The organism is Pricia antarctica, from assembly GCF_900101815.1.
GTDB classification, from domain to species: Bacteria; Bacteroidota; Bacteroidia; order Flavobacteriales; family Flavobacteriaceae; genus Pricia; species Pricia antarctica.
This window is the reverse complement of the sequence record NZ_FNAO01000003.1, coordinates 91331-111494: the sequence shown is the minus strand read 5'-3', so window position 1 is coordinate 111494 and position 20164 is coordinate 91331. Positions and strand designations below refer to the sequence as shown.

Below are 20164 nucleotides of genomic sequence, written 5' to 3'. Positions count from 1 at the left end.
TAAAGCAGCAAAACAACAGGTACAATATTAGAGGGAGTTTTTGATAAATAAAAATTTGGAGGCACAGTGAAGGACTGATTTTAAGCAGCTTACAAGCTTAAAAGCTGACGAATAAAAAGTTTATAAAGTTATTCCAGTCATATCCTCAGCTTTTCATTTTTTAGGATGCGTAAGCTATCGATATGTAGAAAATGATTGAAAAATCATTTTTATTACATCCAAAATCAAGGGATATTTAAATTATATTATTATCAGTAAAATGACATGTTTATTATTGTATTATACCCTAATTTTTAAAATGCTTAAATTATATTTACTGAAATCCATATTTTCTAAATAAATAATGAGGATTTATCAATTTTTAATTTTCAAAGCTTGATTGGCAAACGATTTTGTGCAGGTAGTTAAAATCCAGAAAGTACGAATGAGAGACAAACTAGACCTAATAGACCACCAAATACTGACTTTGTTGTCGGACGATGCCCAAATGCCCTACACCGAGGTGGCAAAACGCGCCGGAATATCACCTGGAACGGTACATATGAGAACACGAAAAATGAAGGATCTTGGAATCATCAAAGGGGCGACCTTAACGCTCGATTACAGTAAGATGGGCTGGAAAATGACGGTATTTCTAGGTATATTTTTACGCGAAAGCAATCTATATAAAGTAGTAATGGAAGAATTATCAAAGGTCAGGGAAGTCGTCAAGATACATCACAGCACCGGTAAATACGATATTTTCATAAAACTGCACGCTCGTGACAGCTTACATTATCGAAATCTGTATCAAGAATCTATTTTGACCATTGATGGCATTCGGGGCATAGAATCCTTTATGTCCGTAGAAGAAAATATGAGCAGGCATATCAGTTTTACCACCCAAGATAGTAAATGACCTCACTGAAGGCTGGAATAAGTTCTATATAAAGGATAAGCAATCAAATTGGAGTATCTTAAAAAATTGTTAATCCGGTAACAATTTCACTTATGTACCGTCTTTATAGTAACATCATCAATCCGTACTAATCAAATGCTGAAATAAAGCCGTTAATCAGCGGTTCAGGATTTAAAAACAAAAAGTCATGAGAAAACTTAGTGTAGTACTGGTAGCTGCAATGCTACTGGCAGCAGGAAATGTCTTTGCAAACGAAGTTACAAGCGTAGAGCCTTCAGAAAGTATTTCCGCGCAAATTTCAAAATTGTTGAGTCACAACGCCTTCATCCAGAATGAAAAGGCTTTGACTGCCCAAGTGAGGTTCACCCTTAATAATGTGCACCAAATTGTGGTGCTGTCGGTCGAAACTGAAAATCTGGCTTTGGCGGATTTTATAAAGCAAAAACTGAATTATGAAAAAGTAGATTTAGAGGCTTATAGAGAAGGCAAAATCTTTACAATCCCGGTGCGAATTGTGGACTAAAGAGCTCGGGGAATTATTCGAAATCCTGATACGAAAGTGATCGAATCAGGATTTTTTCTTGTTCTTATATTTGACATTTGTAATGTTACTATCTATTTTTTTTCGCTGTTGGGCCTTAAAGCTGGGCGTTTTCCGTGCTGCGGATTGGGTAACTTTCCTGGACAGAACGTCCCCGGGGTGTGTCGGATTTTCTTTTGTTCCCCGTAAATGAATTACCAATCCGTTCAAAAAATTCCGTAAGACCTGATCGCCACATTCCATATAATTAGGATGGTCTTCCTTTCTGAAAAAAGCGCCCAGTTCGCTCTTACTGATCTTAAAATCGGCCAATTTCAAGATGTCTACAATGGCATCGTCCCTAAGCATTAGGGCTACCCGAAGCTTCTTAAAAATATCGTTGTTCGTCATTCTTTATTTTTTTGACAAGATAAAGCAAATAAAATGTTTAAACGCGCCGTTGAGCGTATTAACATAGGCTCGCATACGAAAATCTTATTTTTGCGTTTGTATATAGAATACGTTCCATACTATATCTATGAGCTCCAAAAAAGAGAGATTGAGTATCCTATCCGAAATGATCGCTTTCGCAAAGGTCGATGGCAAGGTCAAAGAACCCGAATACAACTTTTTACTGGGGGTATCCTCCCAACTTAACGTTGATAGGCAGAGTTTCGAAGCGCTTTTCGAGACCAAGGCAGAACATATCATTCCGAAAACCCAAGCAGAACGCATATTGCAGTTCCACCGGCTGGTTTTGTTGATGAACGTAGACCAGGTTCAAGATGAAATCGAGATTACCCGTTTACACCAAATCGGTTTGGGAATGGGACTCCCGCCAACGGCCATCGACCGAGTTCTTGCCGTTATGCATGATTATCCCAACAAAGTAGTGCCGCCCAAAGTGCTTATTGACATATTCAAAGCACACTATAATTGAATTTCAAAGGTCTCGGTACTCGGTCTAAGCTGTTGACCAATCAACATATGAGGTTCACCAATACAGCTACTTATATCATGGAATTCCAAATAAAACGCTCCTTTGTTTCTGAAAATTAGCGAGTTGGCTTGCTGATACTCCTTCCCTTCTCTCCGCTTCGACAACACCTAGTCTACCGTATATCTCAACACCTAAGGTTTTCACTTCCACAAAAGTGTCAAAATGACAGCTATTTGAAGTCTATAGGTGACAAAAAGGCGCTAACTTCCAGTTGGTATATCCTTTGACTATGTGCAAATGAATTTGAAGTTTAATCTTAAAACATAAATATCATGACTACTACAAAAAGAAACCATCTAGTTTTTCCATCCTTAATGAATGAAATTTTCAAACCGGATTGGTTTGGTGGAATGGAGAATGCTGTGGGCACCGCTCCTGCGGTGAACATTAAAGAGAATGAGAAGGATTTTGAGCTGGTATTGGCCGCTCCGGGAAGAAAAAAATCCGATTTTACCATCGAAATCGATAAGGATATCCTGACAATTTCTTCGGAAGTCAAAATCGAAGGTGAGGCTAAAGAGGAAAACTACACGAGAAGGGAATTTGCATTCTCTTCTTTCAAGAGGGCTTTTACCTTACCGAAGACTATCGACAACGATAAGATTGAAGCGAACTATGAAGATGGTCTTCTGCGGTTCGTTCTTCCTAAAAAAGAGGAGGCTTTGCCAAAGCCAAAAAGAATGATAGAATTGTCGTAATGAACTTTAAAAAAAAGTAATTTCTTACGCTATTCGTAGGGGTTGATAAAAATGGATTTAGTTGGTTAGTTTAGAGAAGCGTCATGAGAGATCAGGGCGCTTTTCTTTTGCGCCCTTATTGGGTCCTGTACATCGATTGGTGATTAAGATCGATAGAATACTATGCTTTTGTCGGGTATTTAGTATTTTAGACTTGTCTAAAAATAATTGATACTAATATATTCACCAATACTGTAGCGTTAACTATTGTTAGCTATTGTTTAGGTATATGGAATTTTGATATACTTCTTGAAATTTATCGGTTTTGAGGATGATTTTTGAAAATTTATAATTTTTTTTCGGTAAAGTAATTCCTTGGCGGGTTTCCCCTATTAAAATTAACCACAGTGAAGGGTAGGGTACCAAAGGAATATTTGGGAAAATTGTAGGAATTATAAGCTTGGGTGCACCCTGATTTGTCTTACGGCGGCTAGCTGTAAAATATAGATTACAAAGTCAAAAATCGGGAATCTCTAAACCTTTTTGGGAATATGGGTTTCACTTTAACTTTCAGCGGCGCGAGGGGCGAGAAATTTAAAATTCAGCTGCGAAGTCTCGGAGGTGATTTAGTATATGTCATCTCGACTGCCCCTATTGAGGCAGGCTTGATGTGACCGTCCTGAAATACGGTAATCTTCTTTAGTCCTGCTCCTGTAACATTTTTATTTCGTCACGCAGTTGAGCTGCTTGCATAAAGTCCAAGTCCTTGGCTGCTTTTTCCATGGCCTTTCTTTTGGTGCGGATCAATTTTTCGACTTGGTCCTTGGTAAGATAGTCCAAGTCGGGTTCGGCGGCACGCAGTTCTTCCTTCTCGAAATGATAGGTCGAAACTGAATTTTTGGAGAGTGCACTGTCCAGATTCTTTTTTAGGGCTTGTGGGGTGATGTTATTTTCCTGATTATAGGCGGCCTGCTTTTCCCGGCGGTAATCGGTCTCGTCCATGGTCTTTTGCATGCTGGCGGTGATCTTGTCCGCATACATGATTGCTTTTCCGTTGAGGTGCCGGGCCGCGCGTCCGACGGTTTGGGTCAGGGAGCGGTTGCTACGCAGAAATCCTTCTTTGTCGGCATCCAAAATCGCAACTAGGGAAACCTCGGGAAGATCTAGGCCCTCCCGCAATAGGTTTACCCCGATAAGAACATCGAAAATCCCTTTTCTTAGATCTTGCATGATTTCAACACGTTCCAAGGTGTCCACATCGCTGTGAATGTAACGGCAGCGAACGTTGATCCGTGTCAAATACTTCGCCAGTTCCTCGGCCATTCTTTTGGTAAGTGTAGTCACTAAGGTGCGTTCGTCCTTCTCTACCCGCTGTTGGATCTCTTCAACAAGGTCATCGATTTGATTTAGACTGGGTCGGATTTCAATTACAGGATCTAAAAGTCCCGTTGGGCGTATGACCTGTTCGACATAAATTCCTTGACTCAACTGCAGCTCGTAGTCGGCAGGGGTCGCGCTAACATATATAACCTGATTCTGTAAGGCCTCGAACTCCTCGAACTTTAAGGGGCGGTTGTCCATCGCCGCCGGCAGGCGGAAGCCATAATCCACGAGGTTGACTTTTCTGGAACGATCGCCTCCGTACATGGCGTGCACTTGGGGTATCGTTACGTGGCTTTCATCGACTATCATCAGATAATCATCTGGAAAATAATCCAATAGGCAGAAGGGGCGAGTGCCCGGTAGGCGGCCGTCCAGATATCTGGAATAGTTTTCGATTCCGGAGCAGTACCCGAGTTCGCGGATCATTTCCAAGTCGAAGTTGGTCCGTTCTTCCAAGCGTTTAGCTTCCAAGGGCTTCCCGATTTCCTTGAAATAATCGATCTGTTTGATTAAATCGTCCTGAATTTGGTGGATGGCGTTTTGAAGAACATCCTGAGAAGTAACGAACATGTTCGCCGGATAGATGTTCAGGGTTTCGTATACTTCGACCACGTTATTATTGAATGGATCGAACGCCTCGATTTCCTCGACTTCATCCCCAAAAAAATGGATGCGAAAAGCGTGGTCGGCATAACTTGGGAAGACATCCACAACATCCCCTTTAACCCTGAAATTCCCGTTTTTAAAATCCGCCGTAGTCCTTGAATATAATCCTTGAACGAGTTGATGTAAGAATTTGGTACGCGCGATTACCTCATCTTTCTTGATGGAAATCACATTTTTCTTGAATTCAACGGGATTGCCGATACCGTACAGACAGGATACCGAAGCCACCACGATGACATCACGTCGCCCGGAAAGTAAGGAAGACGTCGTACTCAGGCGCAGTTTCTCGATATCCTCGTTAATGGAAAGGTCCTTTTCGATATAGAGTCCCGATGTAGGAATAAAGGCTTCCGGTTGATAATAATCGTAATAGGAAACAAAATATTCCACCGCATTCTCCGGAAAGAATTGTTTGAATTCGGAATACAGTTGGGCGGCCAAGGTCTTATTGTGCGCCAAGACCAAAGTGGGCCGTTGCACATTCTCGATAACATTGGCCACGGTGAATGTCTTTCCCGATCCGGTAACACCGAGTAGCGTCTGGTATTGCTCGCCGCCTTCCATGCCCTCGGTCAATTGTCTGATGGCTTCAGGCTGATCGCCCGTTGGTTTGAACTCTGATACTACCTTAAATTTCATCGCCTAAAATTACAAAAGAAGACCGGTTTGACGTGAGGGATTTGGGGAATATTTGAATGTTAGCGTATTAAGCTAAAATGCCCTTTGACTACTTGTTGGTTCAACGCTATGGCCTTATACCAATAATCGGAAGAAGGTAATCGGCGACCCGAAAAAGTACCGTCCCATCCTCTTGATTCGGGGTCGACCACCGCGAGTAGATTACCATACCTATCAAAAATATGGATGACCGTCAAGACAATTTCATCCTCGATCTCGGGGGTTATGTACTGCCAGAAATCGTTCGTATTGTCCCCGTTCGGCGTAAAGAACTTTGGAAAATCATCACTACTCAAATTCCGCTGTACCGAACTTTCGCTAATGCCGCATCCGTTTCGGTCCCGTACATAGATATAATGAAAATCGCTGGAAACATTTTCGAAAACGTTGCTGTTTTGGTACGTTCCTTCCCTGTTATCCAGCGCATATTCATAGTTTCCATCCCCAATCACATTTACTTCCACCCTTCTACCATTGGAGAATTGGTCATCCTTAATGGAAGAAATAAGGGCGATTTCAGATGCATTTACCACAAATAGCTTTGAGCTGCCACATTCGACGGTATTGGTCGACCTGGTAACAAAGTTATAGGCTTCGTAACGATACTCGCCTGTCTGTATTAGTTCGACCGAACTGCTCGAAGACAATAGGGTTTCCGTGCCATCCGTATGTATAGCAAACCATCGGTAGCCGTCCGCCGCATCACTACTTTCTACCGTAATGACCGAACGGTCGTTACATAATCCGATTCGATCGGGGAAATCGATTTCGGGGCCAAGGGATACCGTTTGTCCTGTTTTGTAGTCATAAAACGGACCGCAGTCTATAACGACAGAAGTGGTAGTAAAACTTTCTTCGCCACAAGATATCGCTTTTCCGGCATCGTTATAGGGGGTGAGGGTAACATAGACAGGCCCGTCTGCCGGGAGGCCGCCCGAGGGTTCAAAACTTAATACATTGCCGACATCCAGAGCATCGAGAACATCCGATCCACTAGGTGTTGTTCCTACCGAAAGAAGGTATCCTGTTGCCGTGGGGGCATAGTTCCAGTCCAATTTAGTTTCCGCCGCTATGTTATCGGAGCCGTTGAGGGGTTCGGTTAACTTCGTGCATTTGGGTGCGGCGGTCACTTTTGACGTGCGAAAGGTTTCTCCGGCGCAGGTCGTAAACTTTTGCCCCGCCTTATAGAAGCCTATCGTGACGTAAATTTGAGTGTCTGCGGGTAGGCCGGTTTCCGGAATGTAAAAATTGTTGAGGCCCGACGAACGGTTATTAATGATATCGCCTTCACCGGGAGCAGTACCAAAAGAAACTACAAATCCGATAATATCCGGGATTTCAGACCAGCTTATTTTGGTATTCACCGGTACATTGACGGCTCCATCACGTGGTTGCGTTAACGACGAGCAGGTTTGGCCAAAGGTTAACTGCGCCATGAACAACATCATAAGATATAGCAATTCTTTTTGCATCTAAAACGAAAATGAAATGCCTCAAGATACTAAATCTCCTTGAATCGGATATACTTGTTTAGGTCGTAGCGTTTCTGTTAGCATATTTAAAAAAAAACGTTCACGATGAAAATAAGTGGCGTATTTATAGATCACGCTTTTTGAGCAGTGCATACGAGAGGTAAACGAAAATGGCCGTCCAACAAAGAACGATGGTGATTTCGTACCAGTGTACCTGATAGTCCAGAATAACTTGTTCCCCGATTTCGTTGGCAATAGATTGAACCGCCTTCAGTCTTGAAAAAGGTTCTTTGATCAGATTGGACATCGACTGGAGCGGAAAAAATCCTTTGATGATTTTTGCCGTTTCCCAAGAAACGAATTTCCATCCCAATATCCCGAATACAATCTGTTCTATAATGGACCATAATATCAGAAATCCGAGGGCGAAAGCGGAACGTTTCACCAATATCCCTAGAAAAAGACAGAACGAGAAGAAGCCGGTCAATTTGAGGAAGAAAGCCAAGAGGAATTCCAAATCGGAAAAGATGATGGGCAGCTCATTGAAATCGGAATAGACCAAGCCGAGAATCAAGGAGACCACAAATACAAAAATCGTCGATATCAAAGCAAAGGAAATGACGGTCAAAAATTTGGATAAGATAAACTCCTTCTTGGAAAGTCCGTCTATCAGATTCTGTTTGATGGTCTTGTTGCTATATTCGTTCGACATCATCGACACGATAACGATGGCCAAAAATAGTTTGAAAAGTGCAGCGATATAGGTATTGAAATGCCATACGTAGGGAAAGTTGAAAATACCCTGATCGGCCAAATGAAATTGTATGGGGCCGATATCGAATTTTATGGCGGCTACCAGCGCAATAGAGGTCAACAGCACAAAATAAGAAATAATCAAAATTTTACTGGCCCTGTTGTTCCAAAGTTTTATAAACTCGATGTGTAAAAGTCGTACCATTTTATCTTGTGTATGGTTGATTGCCGTGCGCTGGGCGGTTTACGCGGTTCGCAATATATTAAAAAAGGCGTGTTGCGCATATCTCATGGTGTGCTGCACATGGCGCTAATTCGCTTGATTTTTCGTTAAAGTCAAAAACTGTTCCTCCAAGCTTTCCTTTCTCTTGACCAGATGCGAGAGTACGACACCTTGGGCAAAAAGGGTTTTATTAAGTGCTGTAGCGTCCATTTCTTCCTTTAGAATGGCTGTGACGAGTCCGTTTTCGACCTTTATAGGGCCGAAACTGGCATTTTTTTCAAGATAATCGGTTAAAAGTTTGGTGTTTTCCGTTCGCAGCTCGAAAAAACCATGGCTGGCCAACATACCATCGACGCGGCCTGAATAGAGTTTTTCACCTTTTCTAAGGATGATGACATGGCTACAGACCTTTTCTACTTCGTCCAGCAAATGCGAGGCCAATAAAATGGTAGTACCTTCGGATGCTATTTTTTTAATGATTTCCCGAATCTGGTGGATGCCCTGGGGATCGAGTCCGTTTGTGGGCTCGTCCAGAATCAATATCTCCGGGTCGTTGAGGAGGGCAGAGGCAATGGCCAAGCGTTGTTTCATACCCAGTGAATAGGTGTTGAATTTACTGTTCTTTCGGTCTAGAAGACCGACGAGTTCAAGTTTTTCTTCAATCTTGGTGTTGGGTACTTCCTTTATTTTACATACCAAGTTCAAATTCTGAACGGCGGTCATATAGGGATAGAAATTCGGCCTCTCGATGATGGCGCCCACTTTTTTCAAAGCTTCGTGGGTCGAGGTATTTCCGTCGAACCATGCAAAGTCGCCCTTCGTTCGATTGACCACATTCAAGACAATGCCAAGCGTTGTGGATTTTCCGCTACCATTGGGCCCAAGGATGCCATATACATTTCCTTTTTCGATGGTAAAAGATAAATCCTTCACCGCTGTCAGATGACCGAAATTTTTGGTCAGATGATTTACTATGAGTATTTTTTCCAAATTAAAGTAGTGCTTAAGCCGTTATTGGTATGCCGATTAATTCACTTGTAAATCGATATTTGAGAATTAGGATACTATACAATTGAGTACCCTCGGAGGTACTATTGTGGAATCTAATATTTTGAACATCACTAACATGACGATAAAACCGTAAGTTTGTTACAAAGTAAAGGGAATATGTCCGAAGAAAGATTAATGTCGAAGAAAAAACCGGCCTATCCGGTCAACAAGAAGTTGGATGCTTACCTTGACCATTACAACCGTAAAATAGAAATTCCGATTTTTTATGAGGACCTGTTGCGCTTTTCAGGGTCGGTCGTGGTATATGATTCCAACGATGAAGATACCCTCTGGATTCGGGTCTACTACCCCGAATTCGAGCGGAGGGAAATTGATGACAGCCTTAAAAAAGTGTATTCCATCCTGCATTCTGACGGTAGCAATAGTATCAACCAATACTTGAATGTAGATGCCGTGGATTATTGTACGTTTGGTAATTCAAAACCTTTTCGCATTCGGGTCAGGAATATTCTTAACGATAACTTCACCTATTTCTATATCAAGAAAACCGATGCCTCCAGAATCTATGGTCTGGAACTGGAACATATGCTATCGCCCTACAACCTGAATTTTTTGGTCTGTAGGGATACCTTGATAGAAGAGCATATCGCGGGTATTCCCGGGGATGTTTTTATTAAGGATATGTTGCCTAGATGCACCGAGTCCGAAAAGGCACAATTGGCCAAGGAATTCGTAAAGTTCAACGAACGTTGTATGATCCGTCTTTTGGGCGATATGCGTTCCTATAATTACGTCATCGTGCCGGTTCACGATTTTGATCACGTGGTCTACCGCATACGTGCCATCGATTTTGATCAACAGTGTTATGAAGGAAAATTGAACGTCTACCGTCCCCAATTTTTTAAGGAAAATTTTCAAATGGTCGAACTCGTCCGCCATAAACTGTTGCGGGATTCTGTCGACCAATATAAACTAGAAGAGCGTTCCATCGTCGCCAAGCGTATCCTCAGTTCCGGAAACCGTATCAAAAGATTAAGGGCCATCGCTAAAAAGGATACTATCTCGACCAAAGAAAATACAGAAATGCTTCGTGATAAGGTTTTTGAGCTCACTTCGGATATAAAATTCAAACAGTGTAAGACCATGGGCGAGGTGCTTGACCTAGCACTTAACTTTGTGCGCCGAAATTATCAAGGTGTAAGTGTGAAGCAGATTATCGAGCGAAAGATCAAGATTTAGTGGGCTAGCTTTTCTCTTCTTTGTTGAAATACACCAAATAATAGTACATCTGCTTCTCCTCGTCCCATCCTTTTTCGACGAATTTTTGGGCGGATTCGGGATCGATGAAATCCATTTTTATTTGGATGTGGGTGTCTAGATTAATAACATTCTTTATCTTTTTTCGGGCGTCGGATACCGCCTTGTTGGCGATATTGAAGTTTGAAACATCTTCGACACTATATTTAGGTCCTTTTTCGACTTTGTAGTGCTTGAATTCGGGAATCAATTCGGGATTTTCCATCACTTCGTTAAGAAAGTTACTTTCTTCAAAACTGTCGTTCTTGGCAAAATGGTTGACCGCGCGGTTCATGAAAAGTACCTCCTGCTGCTTGTCCTCGGCCGGTAAAACGACGTCTTTGGCGAAGTTCTGGCAGAACTTAAGGTAATTTTTCGTATAGAAGTTTTCGTCGGCCAATGCGGTGGCTCCCAAAAATTCTTCCAGCCAGTATTTGGTGTCGTAGCGGTTGCTGTCAACCGATAAAACCTTATAGCCCTCTTCCTTGTTGACGTTGAAGATCAAACATCCTTTGTCAAGTTTGTTGATGTTGATGCCCTGTTGGATGACAATATCCAGATTACTTCCCTTTTCCTCGAATTGGAGAAAATCGTGCTTTAGCTCACTCTTGAAAATACCGATGGCGTCAACTTTAACGTTATCCAAAAGAAGTCCCGTTAAATGGGCTACATAAACCTCTCCGCTTTTGATATGGGGGTGGTTGGATTGGTCGAAAAGGTGCTTGGCGATTTTTTTGGAATTGGCATGCGTCCTGTCCGGATCGGCAAAAATATCGGATGCCATTTTGTAAAGTTCATTGAACTCCACATCCACCTCGTTGGAAAGTTTAAAGTAGTTCTCCTCTTTTTCCCGGAAGGGTTTGAAGAAATATTCCTTGAGCAGCCCCGTAGTTTCGTCGTTTAGTCGAAAGGGTTCTTCGGAAAGAAAGAGACCCTCGGCTTTGTTTTTATTCCCCACGCGATGCAGGGAAATCGTTTCGATTTGGGTGGAATATAGGTTTATCATATTAGGAGTTCAGTGTTAATTAGTATCGGCCATTGCGAGGAGCCTCTTGCAAAGTTAACTGTAACAAAATTTCAAAGGCGACGCGGCAATCGGTTATGTATTCTACACAGTTGTATACAGGCGTGGGTTCAACATAGCAGTAGCTCCAAAAGATTGCCGCCTCGTCCGGTTTGCCCGAGGCAAATTGGACTCCTCGCAATTACTGCCGGCGAAAAACCTTAATTCCAATTCTCGTCAAAATCAAGATCATCGTAATTTTCAAAGGTATCCTCAAAATCAAAGGCAGCTTCGGACTTAAAATTGGTCTCTGGTGGGTTCTCGGGCAGTTCGCCAAAACTGAACAGCAAGTTAGGGTAGGAGGTGCCTGATTCCGGTTCGACGATATCCGCCAGTTCGACCAAGAACGTCCACATACTTAAAAAATCGTAGACGTAAATCAATTTCGGACTGTTTTCGGTCATCACATCCTCCAAAAAAGTTTCGTTCATCAGGCGTACGTCAGATATGCTGTCGCTCATGTCGAAAAGCGCTATTTCTTCGTCTTGGTTCCATTCCTCGTCACAGGTATAAAACGAGGCCATCTCATTGCCCAAGAATCCGAAAGATTGCGCAATGGCATTGTGAAATTCCTCCATTGTACTACTGTCCTCAATCTCAATATCGCGGAAAATATCCTCTTTGGCATCCAAGATTATCCGTATTTTATAAATCATGGTGTTCGTTTTTGTAGGAGGGCAAAGTTACGAAGAATTCTAAGGTTTTAGGTTTAGGAGTTGAGAAGTTTAGAACAAACAGAAGCAGGCTATAAAAAATTCAAGGTTCAAGTCTGTGGTTGACAGATCTAGGCTTCAAGGTTAAAAATACACGCAACCCTGCCTAAATGGTGGGTAGGGTTGAACAGCTACGAAGTAGGGATTGAACCTTGAATTTTTCAACTTGGAACGCTAAGCCCTTACGAACTTTTTCGCCCTAAACACCTCCAAGACCAAATAAAACTGTACGCCGAACAATACCGATGCAATGATAAGATGTACGGGTTGTGTGGCGAACGGAAAATCGAGATAATACATGCTGACACCGGTCAGTATTTCGATGCCGATAAGGATGAGTACCCAGTTTATTTTCGAAAAGCCCAGCTTATGTTTCCAAATTTGTCGCCCCAAAAACAAGTTCAATACAACGATCGCTATGGAAAATGAGCGGTGGACGTAAAACTCCCAATCGACATCGGACAACCACAAATGTTTTGCGGTTTCCCCGACCACATCGATTTGCTCATCGACGAAATGCCGTACTTGGGTGCCCAATATAATCTGTACCATGGTAGCAACAAACGCCATGAGAAGCCATTTGGCAAGGTTTTTTTGGTAGGTCAAACCTTGAGAATTCTTGGTCGTGTGGATGAGATAAATCAATAAGGCGACGATGAGCAGGGCCATGACCATGTGAACGGTAATCTTCGCCGGCGCCAGAACGGAATAGACCACCGTCGCGCCGAGCCAAGCCTGAAAGCCCATGCCAAAAACCACAAGCCAAGAAAATAGGGTAATTTTTTTATTGTGTCTCCAGAAGCGAAATGAGAAAATGGCCAAAACGAGGGTGGCGAGCCCGGCCAAAGCTCCGAAGAGCCGGTTGATAAACTCGATCCAGGTGTGCCAAGGATTGAAAAGGGCGTAATCATGTTTGGTATAGGGCGCCCAATTTTGTGGGTCGTATTCAGAAGCGGTCTTGAAATCCGCGTTGGCCACCTGCAAGGTTTGGTCGACTATAATGACCTGCCCTTTTTTAAATTCCCGCTCCGGTTGCCATTGCAATTGCGTAGCTTCGGTCGGGGGAATATAATAGCCAAAACATTTAGGCCAATCGGGACAGCCCATGCCGCTACCCGTCATTCTGACAATGGCACCGGCGGCGATGACCAGATAAACAAATACTAAAGCGATTTTGGCAATTTTTCGGAAGTGGTGTTGCATTTTGCAGTACAGTTTTGCAGTGCAAATTTACCACTCTTTGATGGTATACGGTACATTTCAAATCAAATTCCCGCCCAGACTTTGGAGCCAAATCCGAAATTTCAAATCGGATATTCCAATTCTGAATGTCGAATTCCTAATATATTTGGAGATTTCCCGATCTTAAAAGAACCTGGGGACAATCCTTCGTTGAAAGCGGGTCAAGAACTCGTACCTAAGCAGTATCTCGAACGACCCGTCGTTAAAGGTTGCGCCACCGAGTTCGGAAAGTTCACGATCATAGGCAAGCCCTAACATCAGATTTTCATTTATCTGAAACCCAACAATAGCGCTAAGTGCTGCATCCCATCGATACGCCGCTCCCAAAGTAAATTTTTCATTAAAAAGAAAATTGGCGGAGACATCGACTTGTAATGGTGCCCCCTGTTCGGCCCTTAGTAACAGGGCCGGCTTGAATTTTACGATGGGGTGTATATCGTATACATACCCGGTCATCAGGTAAAGATTGAGCCGTTCCTTTGCCAAAAAGGAATTACTGGATTTCGAATCGTCAAAGTGTTGGGTCCTTAAAAAATTAGGTATCGATATACCTGCGTAAAATCGCTCATTGTAATAAAAGGCACCCACTCCAAAGTTAGGGGAAAACTTGTTATCGATATTCGCGAGTCCCGATGCCAACACCTCCTGTTCATAATTAGCCAGCTTGGTAAAATCTACATTTAGCAAATGGCCTCCGGCTTTTATGCCGAAAGCCAATTTGTTTTCCCTTGCAAAGGGAATGGTGTACGAAAATACACCATCGAAATAGGTTTCTTGATTGGTGCCCTTGCCGATGTCATCGTTTACTATCGACAGGCCAATGCCGACCCTTTCGGAAACTGGAGTATGAAAATTTATGGTTTGGGTCTTCGGGGCACCTTCGATGCCCAGCCATTGCGATCGATGCATGCCCGTTATACTAAAAACTCCCCTTGATCCCGCATAACCGGGGTTTATGGACAAGGTATTGTAAATGTACTGCGTATATTGGGGCTCTTGTTGCGCCAAAATAATTTGTGAGGTACTAGCAACCAAAAGTATGAACAGAACCAGTTTCTTCATGTAAGCCGATTTAACCTAATTATTTTCGTTGGCGTATTCAACCTGTAAACGTAAATAAAGGTATTTCTGTATGTACCACCGTGGGTAATTGTTGGTCAAAATGGGTAATTGTTGTTCAAAAATAGACTTTTAGGATGAAGGTGTCTTTTCAGGGAATGATTTTTGGTGCCTAAACCGTTTTACAAGAGACCTAATTCTTCTCCCTTTTTGAGCATAAATTTTCTTGCAGGCTCATACTCATTGGGAATTTCCCCTTCCAAAATAGCTTCCTTAATCGCCTCTTTGATGATACCGATTTCCCGGGACGGTTTTATGCCAAAAGTCTCCATTATTTCCTCCCCGCTGACCGGGGGTTGAAAATTGCGGATGTGGTCGCGTTCTTCGACTTCTTCTATTTTTTGGCGAACAAGCTTGAAGTTGTTCTTGTATTTTTTCTGCTTTTGGGAATTTTTGGTCGTAATATCCGCTTCGCACAAGGTCATGAGATCGTCGACATGGTCACCTGCATCGTGTACCAATCGCCTTACGGCAGAATCGGTGACGAATTCCTCCGACAGTATTTGAGGTCGTGAGCTCATCAGCACCATCTTCTGAACGTACTTCATCTTATCGTTCAGGGGCATTCGCAGGCGCTTGAAGAGTTTGTAAACCATTTTAGAGCCGATAAATTCGTGGGCATGAAACGTCCACCCGATTTTTTTATGGAAACTTTTGGTGGGCGCCTTTCCGATATCATGTAAAAGGGCAGCCCAGCGCAACCAAAGGTCATCGGTGGTTTCGGCGATGTTGTCGACAACCTCCAAGGTGTGCCAAAAATTATCTTTATGGCGTTGGCCCTCTTTTTCTTCGATACCCTGTAAGGCAACCAGTTCGGGAAGAATAAACGGCAACAGTTCGGTTTTTTGGAGTAGCGCAAAGCCTTGTGACGGTTTTTCACTGGCTAAAATCTTGTGCAGCTCGTCAACGATACGTTCTTTGGAAATGATTTTAATCCGTTCCTTATGTTCGGTAATTGCTTGTAGGGATTTCAGTTCTATCTCAAAATTCAGCTGTGTCGCAAAACGGATAGCCCGCATCATACGTAAGGGATCATCGGAATAGGTTACCCCAGGTTCCAAGGGCGTACGGATGGTTTTCTTTTCTAAATCGGCAACGCCACCGAACGGATCGAGCAGTTCTCCGTAATTATTTTTGTTTAAGGATATTGCCAACGCATTGATAGTGAAGTCCCGCCGCTTCTGATCATCCTCCAAGGTGCCGTCTTCCACAATAGGTTTACGACTATTTCGGTCGTAGCTTTCCTTTCGGGCTCCGACGAATTCCAGTTCGATGCCCTCGTGCTTCAGCATGGCCGTACCGAAGTTTTTAAAGATGGATACTTGGGGATTGCCCGGCAGTTTTGATGCCACTTTTTTCGCCAACTCGATGCCACTGCCTACCGCAACGATATCGATATCTTTCGGAGTGCCCCGTTTTAAGAGATAATCACGGACAAATCCGCCGATGACATAACTATCCGTACCGAGTTCGGAAGATGCTTCGGCAACCCATTTGAAGACAGGGCTTTTTAGGGCGTTTTTATAGTTCAATGTTTACTATTCAATATTCATATAAAGACGCAGTTCATACCCACGCTATGCGGTTTAAGATTAAATTGGGGCATTTATTTTTGTCTCAATCCGTCAAATCTATTAGCATAGCAGTCTCATCTCTTTTCACGCCCGAATCACCTTCACCGTACCATCATTGCCCAACTTAATAATCGCCGATGGAACCGCGTTGGGGTTTTCGGGGTGTAAATTTACCACATAGTCGACACCTTTTAAAATGCTTTCGGATATTTCATGGAAACCTTTGGGACTAGGTTCATCGGAAACATTGGCGGAGGTTGAAACAATGGGTTTGCGGAATTTGTTGATGAGGTATTTGCAGAATTTGTCGGATGCCACGCGTATTGCCAGCGTGTTATCTTCGGCGATAAGGTTCTTGGCAACACTTTTGGGCCGGTCGTAAATGATTGTCGTCGGTTTGGTCGACAGATCCATGATATCGTAGGCCAGTTCGGGCACCTTGTCTATATGTCTTTCGAGCATCGCATCATTGGCTACCAAACAAATCAGGGCTTTGCTATCATCACGGTTTTTTAGGGCGTACACTTTCCGAACGGCTTCTTGGTTCGTGGCATCGCATCCGATACCCCAGACCGTATCGGTAGGATAAAGGATGAGGCCCCCTTCTTCAAGAACCTTAAGGCAGGCGTTTATTTCTTCCGTAAACTTGTCCACGTTATTTTAACTATTTTCACTTTTCACTCCATCACTTTTCACTCCATCACTTTTCACTCCTCACATTTTTCTCCCGCAATCGCGCCAATTCCTTATACCGGGCGTGCACGCCCAGAGCGTTCAGGTAGCAGATGATGATTCCCTTTTTACCGTCCAATATCCCAAGTCGAAAAATGTAATGGTTTACAAACTTATAAAAGGGGCGGAACCAAAAATGGTACAGATTGGGGGAGTAGTCCTTATCCATTTCCTCAAAGGCCTTCATCTGGCCGTACTTTATCATTTTCCCTTTGTAATCCTCATAGCATTTATAGGAATAATGAATCAGCTTATTTTTTAGGGTGCCTGATTTTCCGTTGATCACCAAAGTCTCGTGAACGATACGCTCCTCCGAAAAATACACCTTGCTTTTTCGGAACAGCCGGTAGTTTTTATCGCTTTGCCATCCACTGAAATGTAAGACCTTGTCCTTGAACATAAAAGTCCGCAGAAAATAATAGGCGTTGGCCGGGGGTTTCTCGAGGTTAACGGTTTCAATGATTTCGTCCTTTAAGGCTTCGGTGACCCTTTCATCCGCATCCAAGAACAGCACCCAGTCGTGGGAAGCCTGATCCAGTGCAAATGATTTTTGGTCCGTAAAGTTTTCAAAGGGTCGCTGTATTAGTTTTATATGCGGTCGCTCCCGAACTTTTTCCGCGGTACCGTCGGTGCTATAGGAATCAACAACGATTATTTCGTCGGCAAACGAAATATTGTCCAACACCCCATCGATGTGGAATATCTCGTTGAAAGTGATGAGTACGGCCGTTATTTTCTTCTTCCTATCGCCCATGAACCAAATAGTTTACTATTTTTTCCTGAATAATTCCATTGTCAAAATTTTCACGTGCAAAAGCAAATCCTTTTTGTCCCATTTCTTGTCTTTGCTTTGGATGTTCGGCAAGGTACTGGACTTTGTCCGCAAAGGCTTCTACATTGTCAACGGGCGTAAGGAAACCCGTACTCCCGTCTACCACGACCTCCGGATTGCTGCTACAATCGAACGCAATAATCGGTTTTTTGCACAGGGCCGCCTCTGCCAATACGTAGCCAAATCCCTCCCATAAGCTGGGCAGTACGAAAATATCGCCGCTGCAAATCAGATCTTTCGGGTTTTCGATAAATCCAGCGAACACTACCTGTTGCTCTACCTGCAACTTTTTCACCCTGCTTAGAAGTTCGTCCCTTAAACTTCCCTCGCCACCGATAAGCATTTTAAATTTTAGTTTTCTACGTTTGAGTTCCGCTGCCAAATCGATCAGAAATTTCTGGTTTTTTTGGAGCTCCAAACGGCCTAAATTCGATAGCACCAGCTCATCGGCATCTTTTTTTTGATAACTGGGTCGGGTAGCTTTTCTTACGAAGGTGTCTATTTCGATACCGTTATAGATCACTTTTATTTTATCCTCTGGAAAGAGATTGGGATTGTTGACCAAAACCGTTTTCTTGGTGGCATGGGAATTTGCTAATACTTCGGATACTACGGTCTTGAAATAATAGCGATTTAACCACGAATTTTTAATGGGAATGGCACTTCCCCTTCTATAGATTATACGTTCAATTCCCGCCCATTTGGAAGCCAGCCCTGCCAATTTCAGATCTCTGGAAAGGTTCATTACAATCGTACCTACATTATGTCTCTCCAGAATTTTTTCAATCGACTTTAATTTCAAAAGGTTCAAAAAACTAAGATTGGTAACCCTTATTCCCAGGCATTGAATATCGGAGTCCAATAATCGGTTGTAGAGTTCGCCCCTGATATGTGCAATTACTAAAACCGGATATCCTAAAGCATGGAGATGTCCGCTGGCTTCTAAATGCCATTTTTCTCCCCCGCCCCAGGCTTCGGTACTGTTGAAAAAGCAAATGGTCTTCATACCAACACCGATTTGTAGACTTCATAAATATTTTGGGCGACAGCTTCGTCGGAAAATTTTTGAACGAATCGATAGCCTTCTTCCTCGATGTGTTTTCGGTCGGCAGGATTTTCGAAAAGACGGCGGATCTCATTTCTAAGGGCATCCGCATCTAGCGATGCCACATAAACGGATTGAGGGCCACCGGCCTCGGGAAAACAGCCGCCTTCCGAGGTAATCACCGCGGTTTTACTGAACAGGGCCTCGATGATCGGTATCCCGAAACCTTCGCAAATAGAGGGGTAGCAGAATATCGTGGCCAACTGATAAATAGCTGCAAGTTCGGTGTCTTCCACATTCTTTAAAAAGATAACCTGCGATTGCAATTTGTTCTCCCGAATATAGGCATGGATTTTTTGCGCGTATTTTTTTTCGGAACCTACCAAAACCAGATGATATTCCGTTCCGTTTATGGCCTTTACCAAGGTAAAAGCGTTTTTACGTTCTTGCAGCGTGCCCACGTTCAGCACGAATTCTTGGGGCAGATTGTATTTGTTTCGGACTTTATCCTTAAAATTGGCGTCGTATTCCTTTTTATAGACATCGTTACACCCTTGATAGACCACCGTTATTTTGTTTGGATCGGCATCGAGGTACTGTACGGCATCCTTTTTAGTCTGTTCGCTGATGGCAATTATCCGGTCGGTATTCGCAGCGGCATACTTGAACTTTTGGGTGTATATGACCCGATCAAAGAAGGAATAATAATGCGGATGGGTCAGGAATATAAGGTCGTGGATGGTGACCACCGTAGCGATATTCGTCTTTTTGAGTCCCGCCGGAAGTTCGCCGGTCAAGCCGTGAAAAATATCCACCTTATCCTTAATAATTTGTTTGGAAACCGGACCTAAACGCCAAAGGGAAGAGAATTTTTTCCAGAACCAGCCCTTTGGATATTTGATATAGATTTTCTTTTGGATGTCTAACCGGTCGACGTTGGACGGGGCGGTATTATAGAGCACGAATTTTTCTATGGGCGTATACCTGTACAAAATGCGGATGGCGTCACGCCCGTAATTGCCTAGCCCTGTGTTGTTATGAAATATTCTTTTGGCATCAAAACCAATTTTCATCGCCTTGTTTTTCGTGGTCGTCAAAGGTCAAAGATAATGAACTCGTTCAGACTTTTTCTTATGCCTCCGATTTTCACATTTTGCACCCTAATTTCCTCATTTTTGATTTCCGTAGCTACGGCTATGCAACTAAAAAATGACATCATTAGGGCACAAAAGCCGAAAATCTCGGTTCCAAACAAAAAATCAAAACA

19 protein-coding genes are annotated in these 20164 nt (G+C 43.0%); 5 read left to right on the top strand and 14 right to left on the bottom strand.

The window, feature by feature from the left end:
• Window positions 1-424 precede the first annotated feature (424 nt).
• Together BLT07_RS05745 and BLT07_RS05740 are read left to right on the top strand one after the other, a co-directional pair.
• Window positions 425-898: an Lrp/AsnC family transcriptional regulator gene (locus BLT07_RS05745; protein ID WP_139205110.1), complete on the top strand. Its 474-nt coding sequence runs from the start codon at window positions 425-427 to the stop codon at window positions 896-898.
• Window positions 899-1085: 187 nt separating this feature from the next.
• On the top strand, window positions 1086-1421 hold the full coding sequence (locus tag BLT07_RS05740; RefSeq protein ID WP_091866707.1) for a hypothetical protein: 336 nt from the start codon (window positions 1086-1088) through the stop codon (window positions 1419-1421).
• Window positions 1422-1466: 45 nt separating this feature from the next.
• Here BLT07_RS05740 and BLT07_RS05735 read toward each other — a convergent pair whose 3' ends face one another.
• Window positions 1467-1829 (bottom strand): DUF1456 family protein, encoded by a 363-nt coding sequence (locus BLT07_RS05735; RefSeq protein ID WP_091866705.1) that lies wholly within the window; start codon window positions 1827-1829, stop codon window positions 1467-1469.
• A 127-nt stretch (window positions 1830-1956) separates the two neighbouring features.
• On the opposite strand from BLT07_RS05735, the gene BLT07_RS05730 reads away from it, so the two are divergent.
• Together BLT07_RS05730 and BLT07_RS05725 are read left to right on the top strand one after the other, a co-directional pair.
• Window positions 1957-2358, top strand: coding sequence for a hypothetical protein (locus BLT07_RS05730; RefSeq protein WP_091866703.1), 402 nt, complete (start codon window positions 1957-1959; stop codon window positions 2356-2358).
• Between the two features lie 332 nt (window positions 2359-2690).
• Complete coding sequence (locus BLT07_RS05725) at window positions 2691-3116, top strand: Hsp20/alpha crystallin family protein (RefSeq protein ID WP_091866701.1); 426 nt, start codon at window positions 2691-2693, stop codon at window positions 3114-3116.
• Between the two features lie 678 nt (window positions 3117-3794).
• On the opposite strand, the gene uvrB is transcribed toward BLT07_RS05725, so the two are convergent.
• The 4 genes from uvrB to BLT07_RS05705 form a co-directional block, all read right to left on the bottom strand.
• Window positions 3795-5783 (bottom strand): excinuclease ABC subunit UvrB, encoded by a 1989-nt coding sequence (gene uvrB, locus BLT07_RS05720; protein ID WP_091866699.1) that lies wholly within the window; start codon window positions 5781-5783, stop codon window positions 3795-3797.
• A 59-nt stretch (window positions 5784-5842) separates the two neighbouring features.
• Window positions 5843-7294 carry a T9SS type B sorting domain-containing protein gene (locus BLT07_RS05715; protein WP_091866697.1) on the bottom strand — a complete coding sequence of 484 codons (1452 nt, stop codon included), beginning with the start codon at window positions 7292-7294 and terminating at the stop codon, window positions 5843-5845.
• Between the two features lie 124 nt (window positions 7295-7418).
• Complete coding sequence (locus BLT07_RS05710; RefSeq protein WP_091866695.1) at window positions 7419-8252, bottom strand: ABC transporter permease; 834 nt, start codon at window positions 8250-8252, stop codon at window positions 7419-7421.
• Between the two features lie 105 nt (window positions 8253-8357).
• Window positions 8358-9260 carry an ABC transporter ATP-binding protein gene (locus tag BLT07_RS05705; protein WP_091866693.1) on the bottom strand — a complete coding sequence of 301 codons (903 nt, stop codon included), beginning with the start codon at window positions 9258-9260 and terminating at the stop codon, window positions 8358-8360.
• A gap of 177 nt (window positions 9261-9437) precedes the next feature.
• On the opposite strand from BLT07_RS05705, the gene BLT07_RS05700 reads away from it, so the two are divergent.
• Window positions 9438-10520: a hypothetical protein gene (locus tag BLT07_RS05700; RefSeq protein ID WP_091866691.1), complete on the top strand. Its 1083-nt coding sequence runs from the start codon at window positions 9438-9440 to the stop codon at window positions 10518-10520.
• A 4-nt stretch (window positions 10521-10524) separates the two neighbouring features.
• Here BLT07_RS05700 and BLT07_RS05695 read toward each other — a convergent pair whose 3' ends face one another.
• The 9 genes from BLT07_RS05695 to BLT07_RS05655 all read right to left on the bottom strand — a co-directional run bounded on the left by BLT07_RS05695 (window position 10525) and on the right by BLT07_RS05655 (window position 19970).
• Window positions 10525-11583, bottom strand: coding sequence for a nucleoid-associated protein (locus BLT07_RS05695; protein ID WP_091866689.1), 1059 nt, complete (start codon window positions 11581-11583; stop codon window positions 10525-10527).
• Between the two features lie 218 nt (window positions 11584-11801).
• Entirely contained in the window at window positions 11802-12296 is a 495-nt protein-coding gene (locus BLT07_RS05690) for an IS1096 element passenger TnpR family protein (RefSeq protein WP_091866687.1), read from the bottom strand.
• 231 nt (window positions 12297-12527) lie between these two features.
• Complete coding sequence (locus BLT07_RS05685; RefSeq protein ID WP_091866685.1) at window positions 12528-13556, bottom strand: COX15/CtaA family protein; 1029 nt, start codon at window positions 13554-13556, stop codon at window positions 12528-12530.
• Window positions 13557-13718: 162 nt separating this feature from the next.
• Window positions 13719-14657, bottom strand: a complete 939-nt coding sequence (locus tag BLT07_RS05680; protein ID WP_091866683.1) for a PorP/SprF family type IX secretion system membrane protein — start codon at window positions 14655-14657, stop codon at window positions 13719-13721.
• A 179-nt stretch (window positions 14658-14836) separates the two neighbouring features.
• Complete coding sequence (locus BLT07_RS05675; protein ID WP_091866681.1) at window positions 14837-16246, bottom strand: CCA tRNA nucleotidyltransferase; 1410 nt, start codon at window positions 16244-16246, stop codon at window positions 14837-14839.
• A 126-nt stretch (window positions 16247-16372) separates the two neighbouring features.
• Window positions 16373-16942, bottom strand: a complete 570-nt coding sequence (locus BLT07_RS05670) for an L-threonylcarbamoyladenylate synthase (RefSeq protein WP_091866679.1) — start codon at window positions 16940-16942, stop codon at window positions 16373-16375.
• Between the two features lie 46 nt (window positions 16943-16988).
• Window positions 16989-17774 (bottom strand): glycosyltransferase family 2 protein, encoded by a 786-nt coding sequence (locus BLT07_RS05665; protein ID WP_091866677.1) that lies wholly within the window; start codon window positions 17772-17774, stop codon window positions 16989-16991.
• Complete coding sequence (locus BLT07_RS05660; RefSeq protein ID WP_091866675.1) at window positions 17764-18858, bottom strand: glycosyltransferase; 1095 nt, start codon at window positions 18856-18858, stop codon at window positions 17764-17766. Before BLT07_RS05660 ends, BLT07_RS05665 begins: the two co-directional genes overlap by 11 nt.
• On the bottom strand, window positions 18855-19970 hold the full coding sequence (locus tag BLT07_RS05655) for a glycosyltransferase family 4 protein (RefSeq protein WP_091866672.1): 1116 nt from the start codon (window positions 19968-19970) through the stop codon (window positions 18855-18857). The genes BLT07_RS05660 and BLT07_RS05655 overlap by 4 nt, the downstream gene beginning before the upstream one ends.
• Window positions 19971-20164 lie beyond the last annotated feature (194 nt).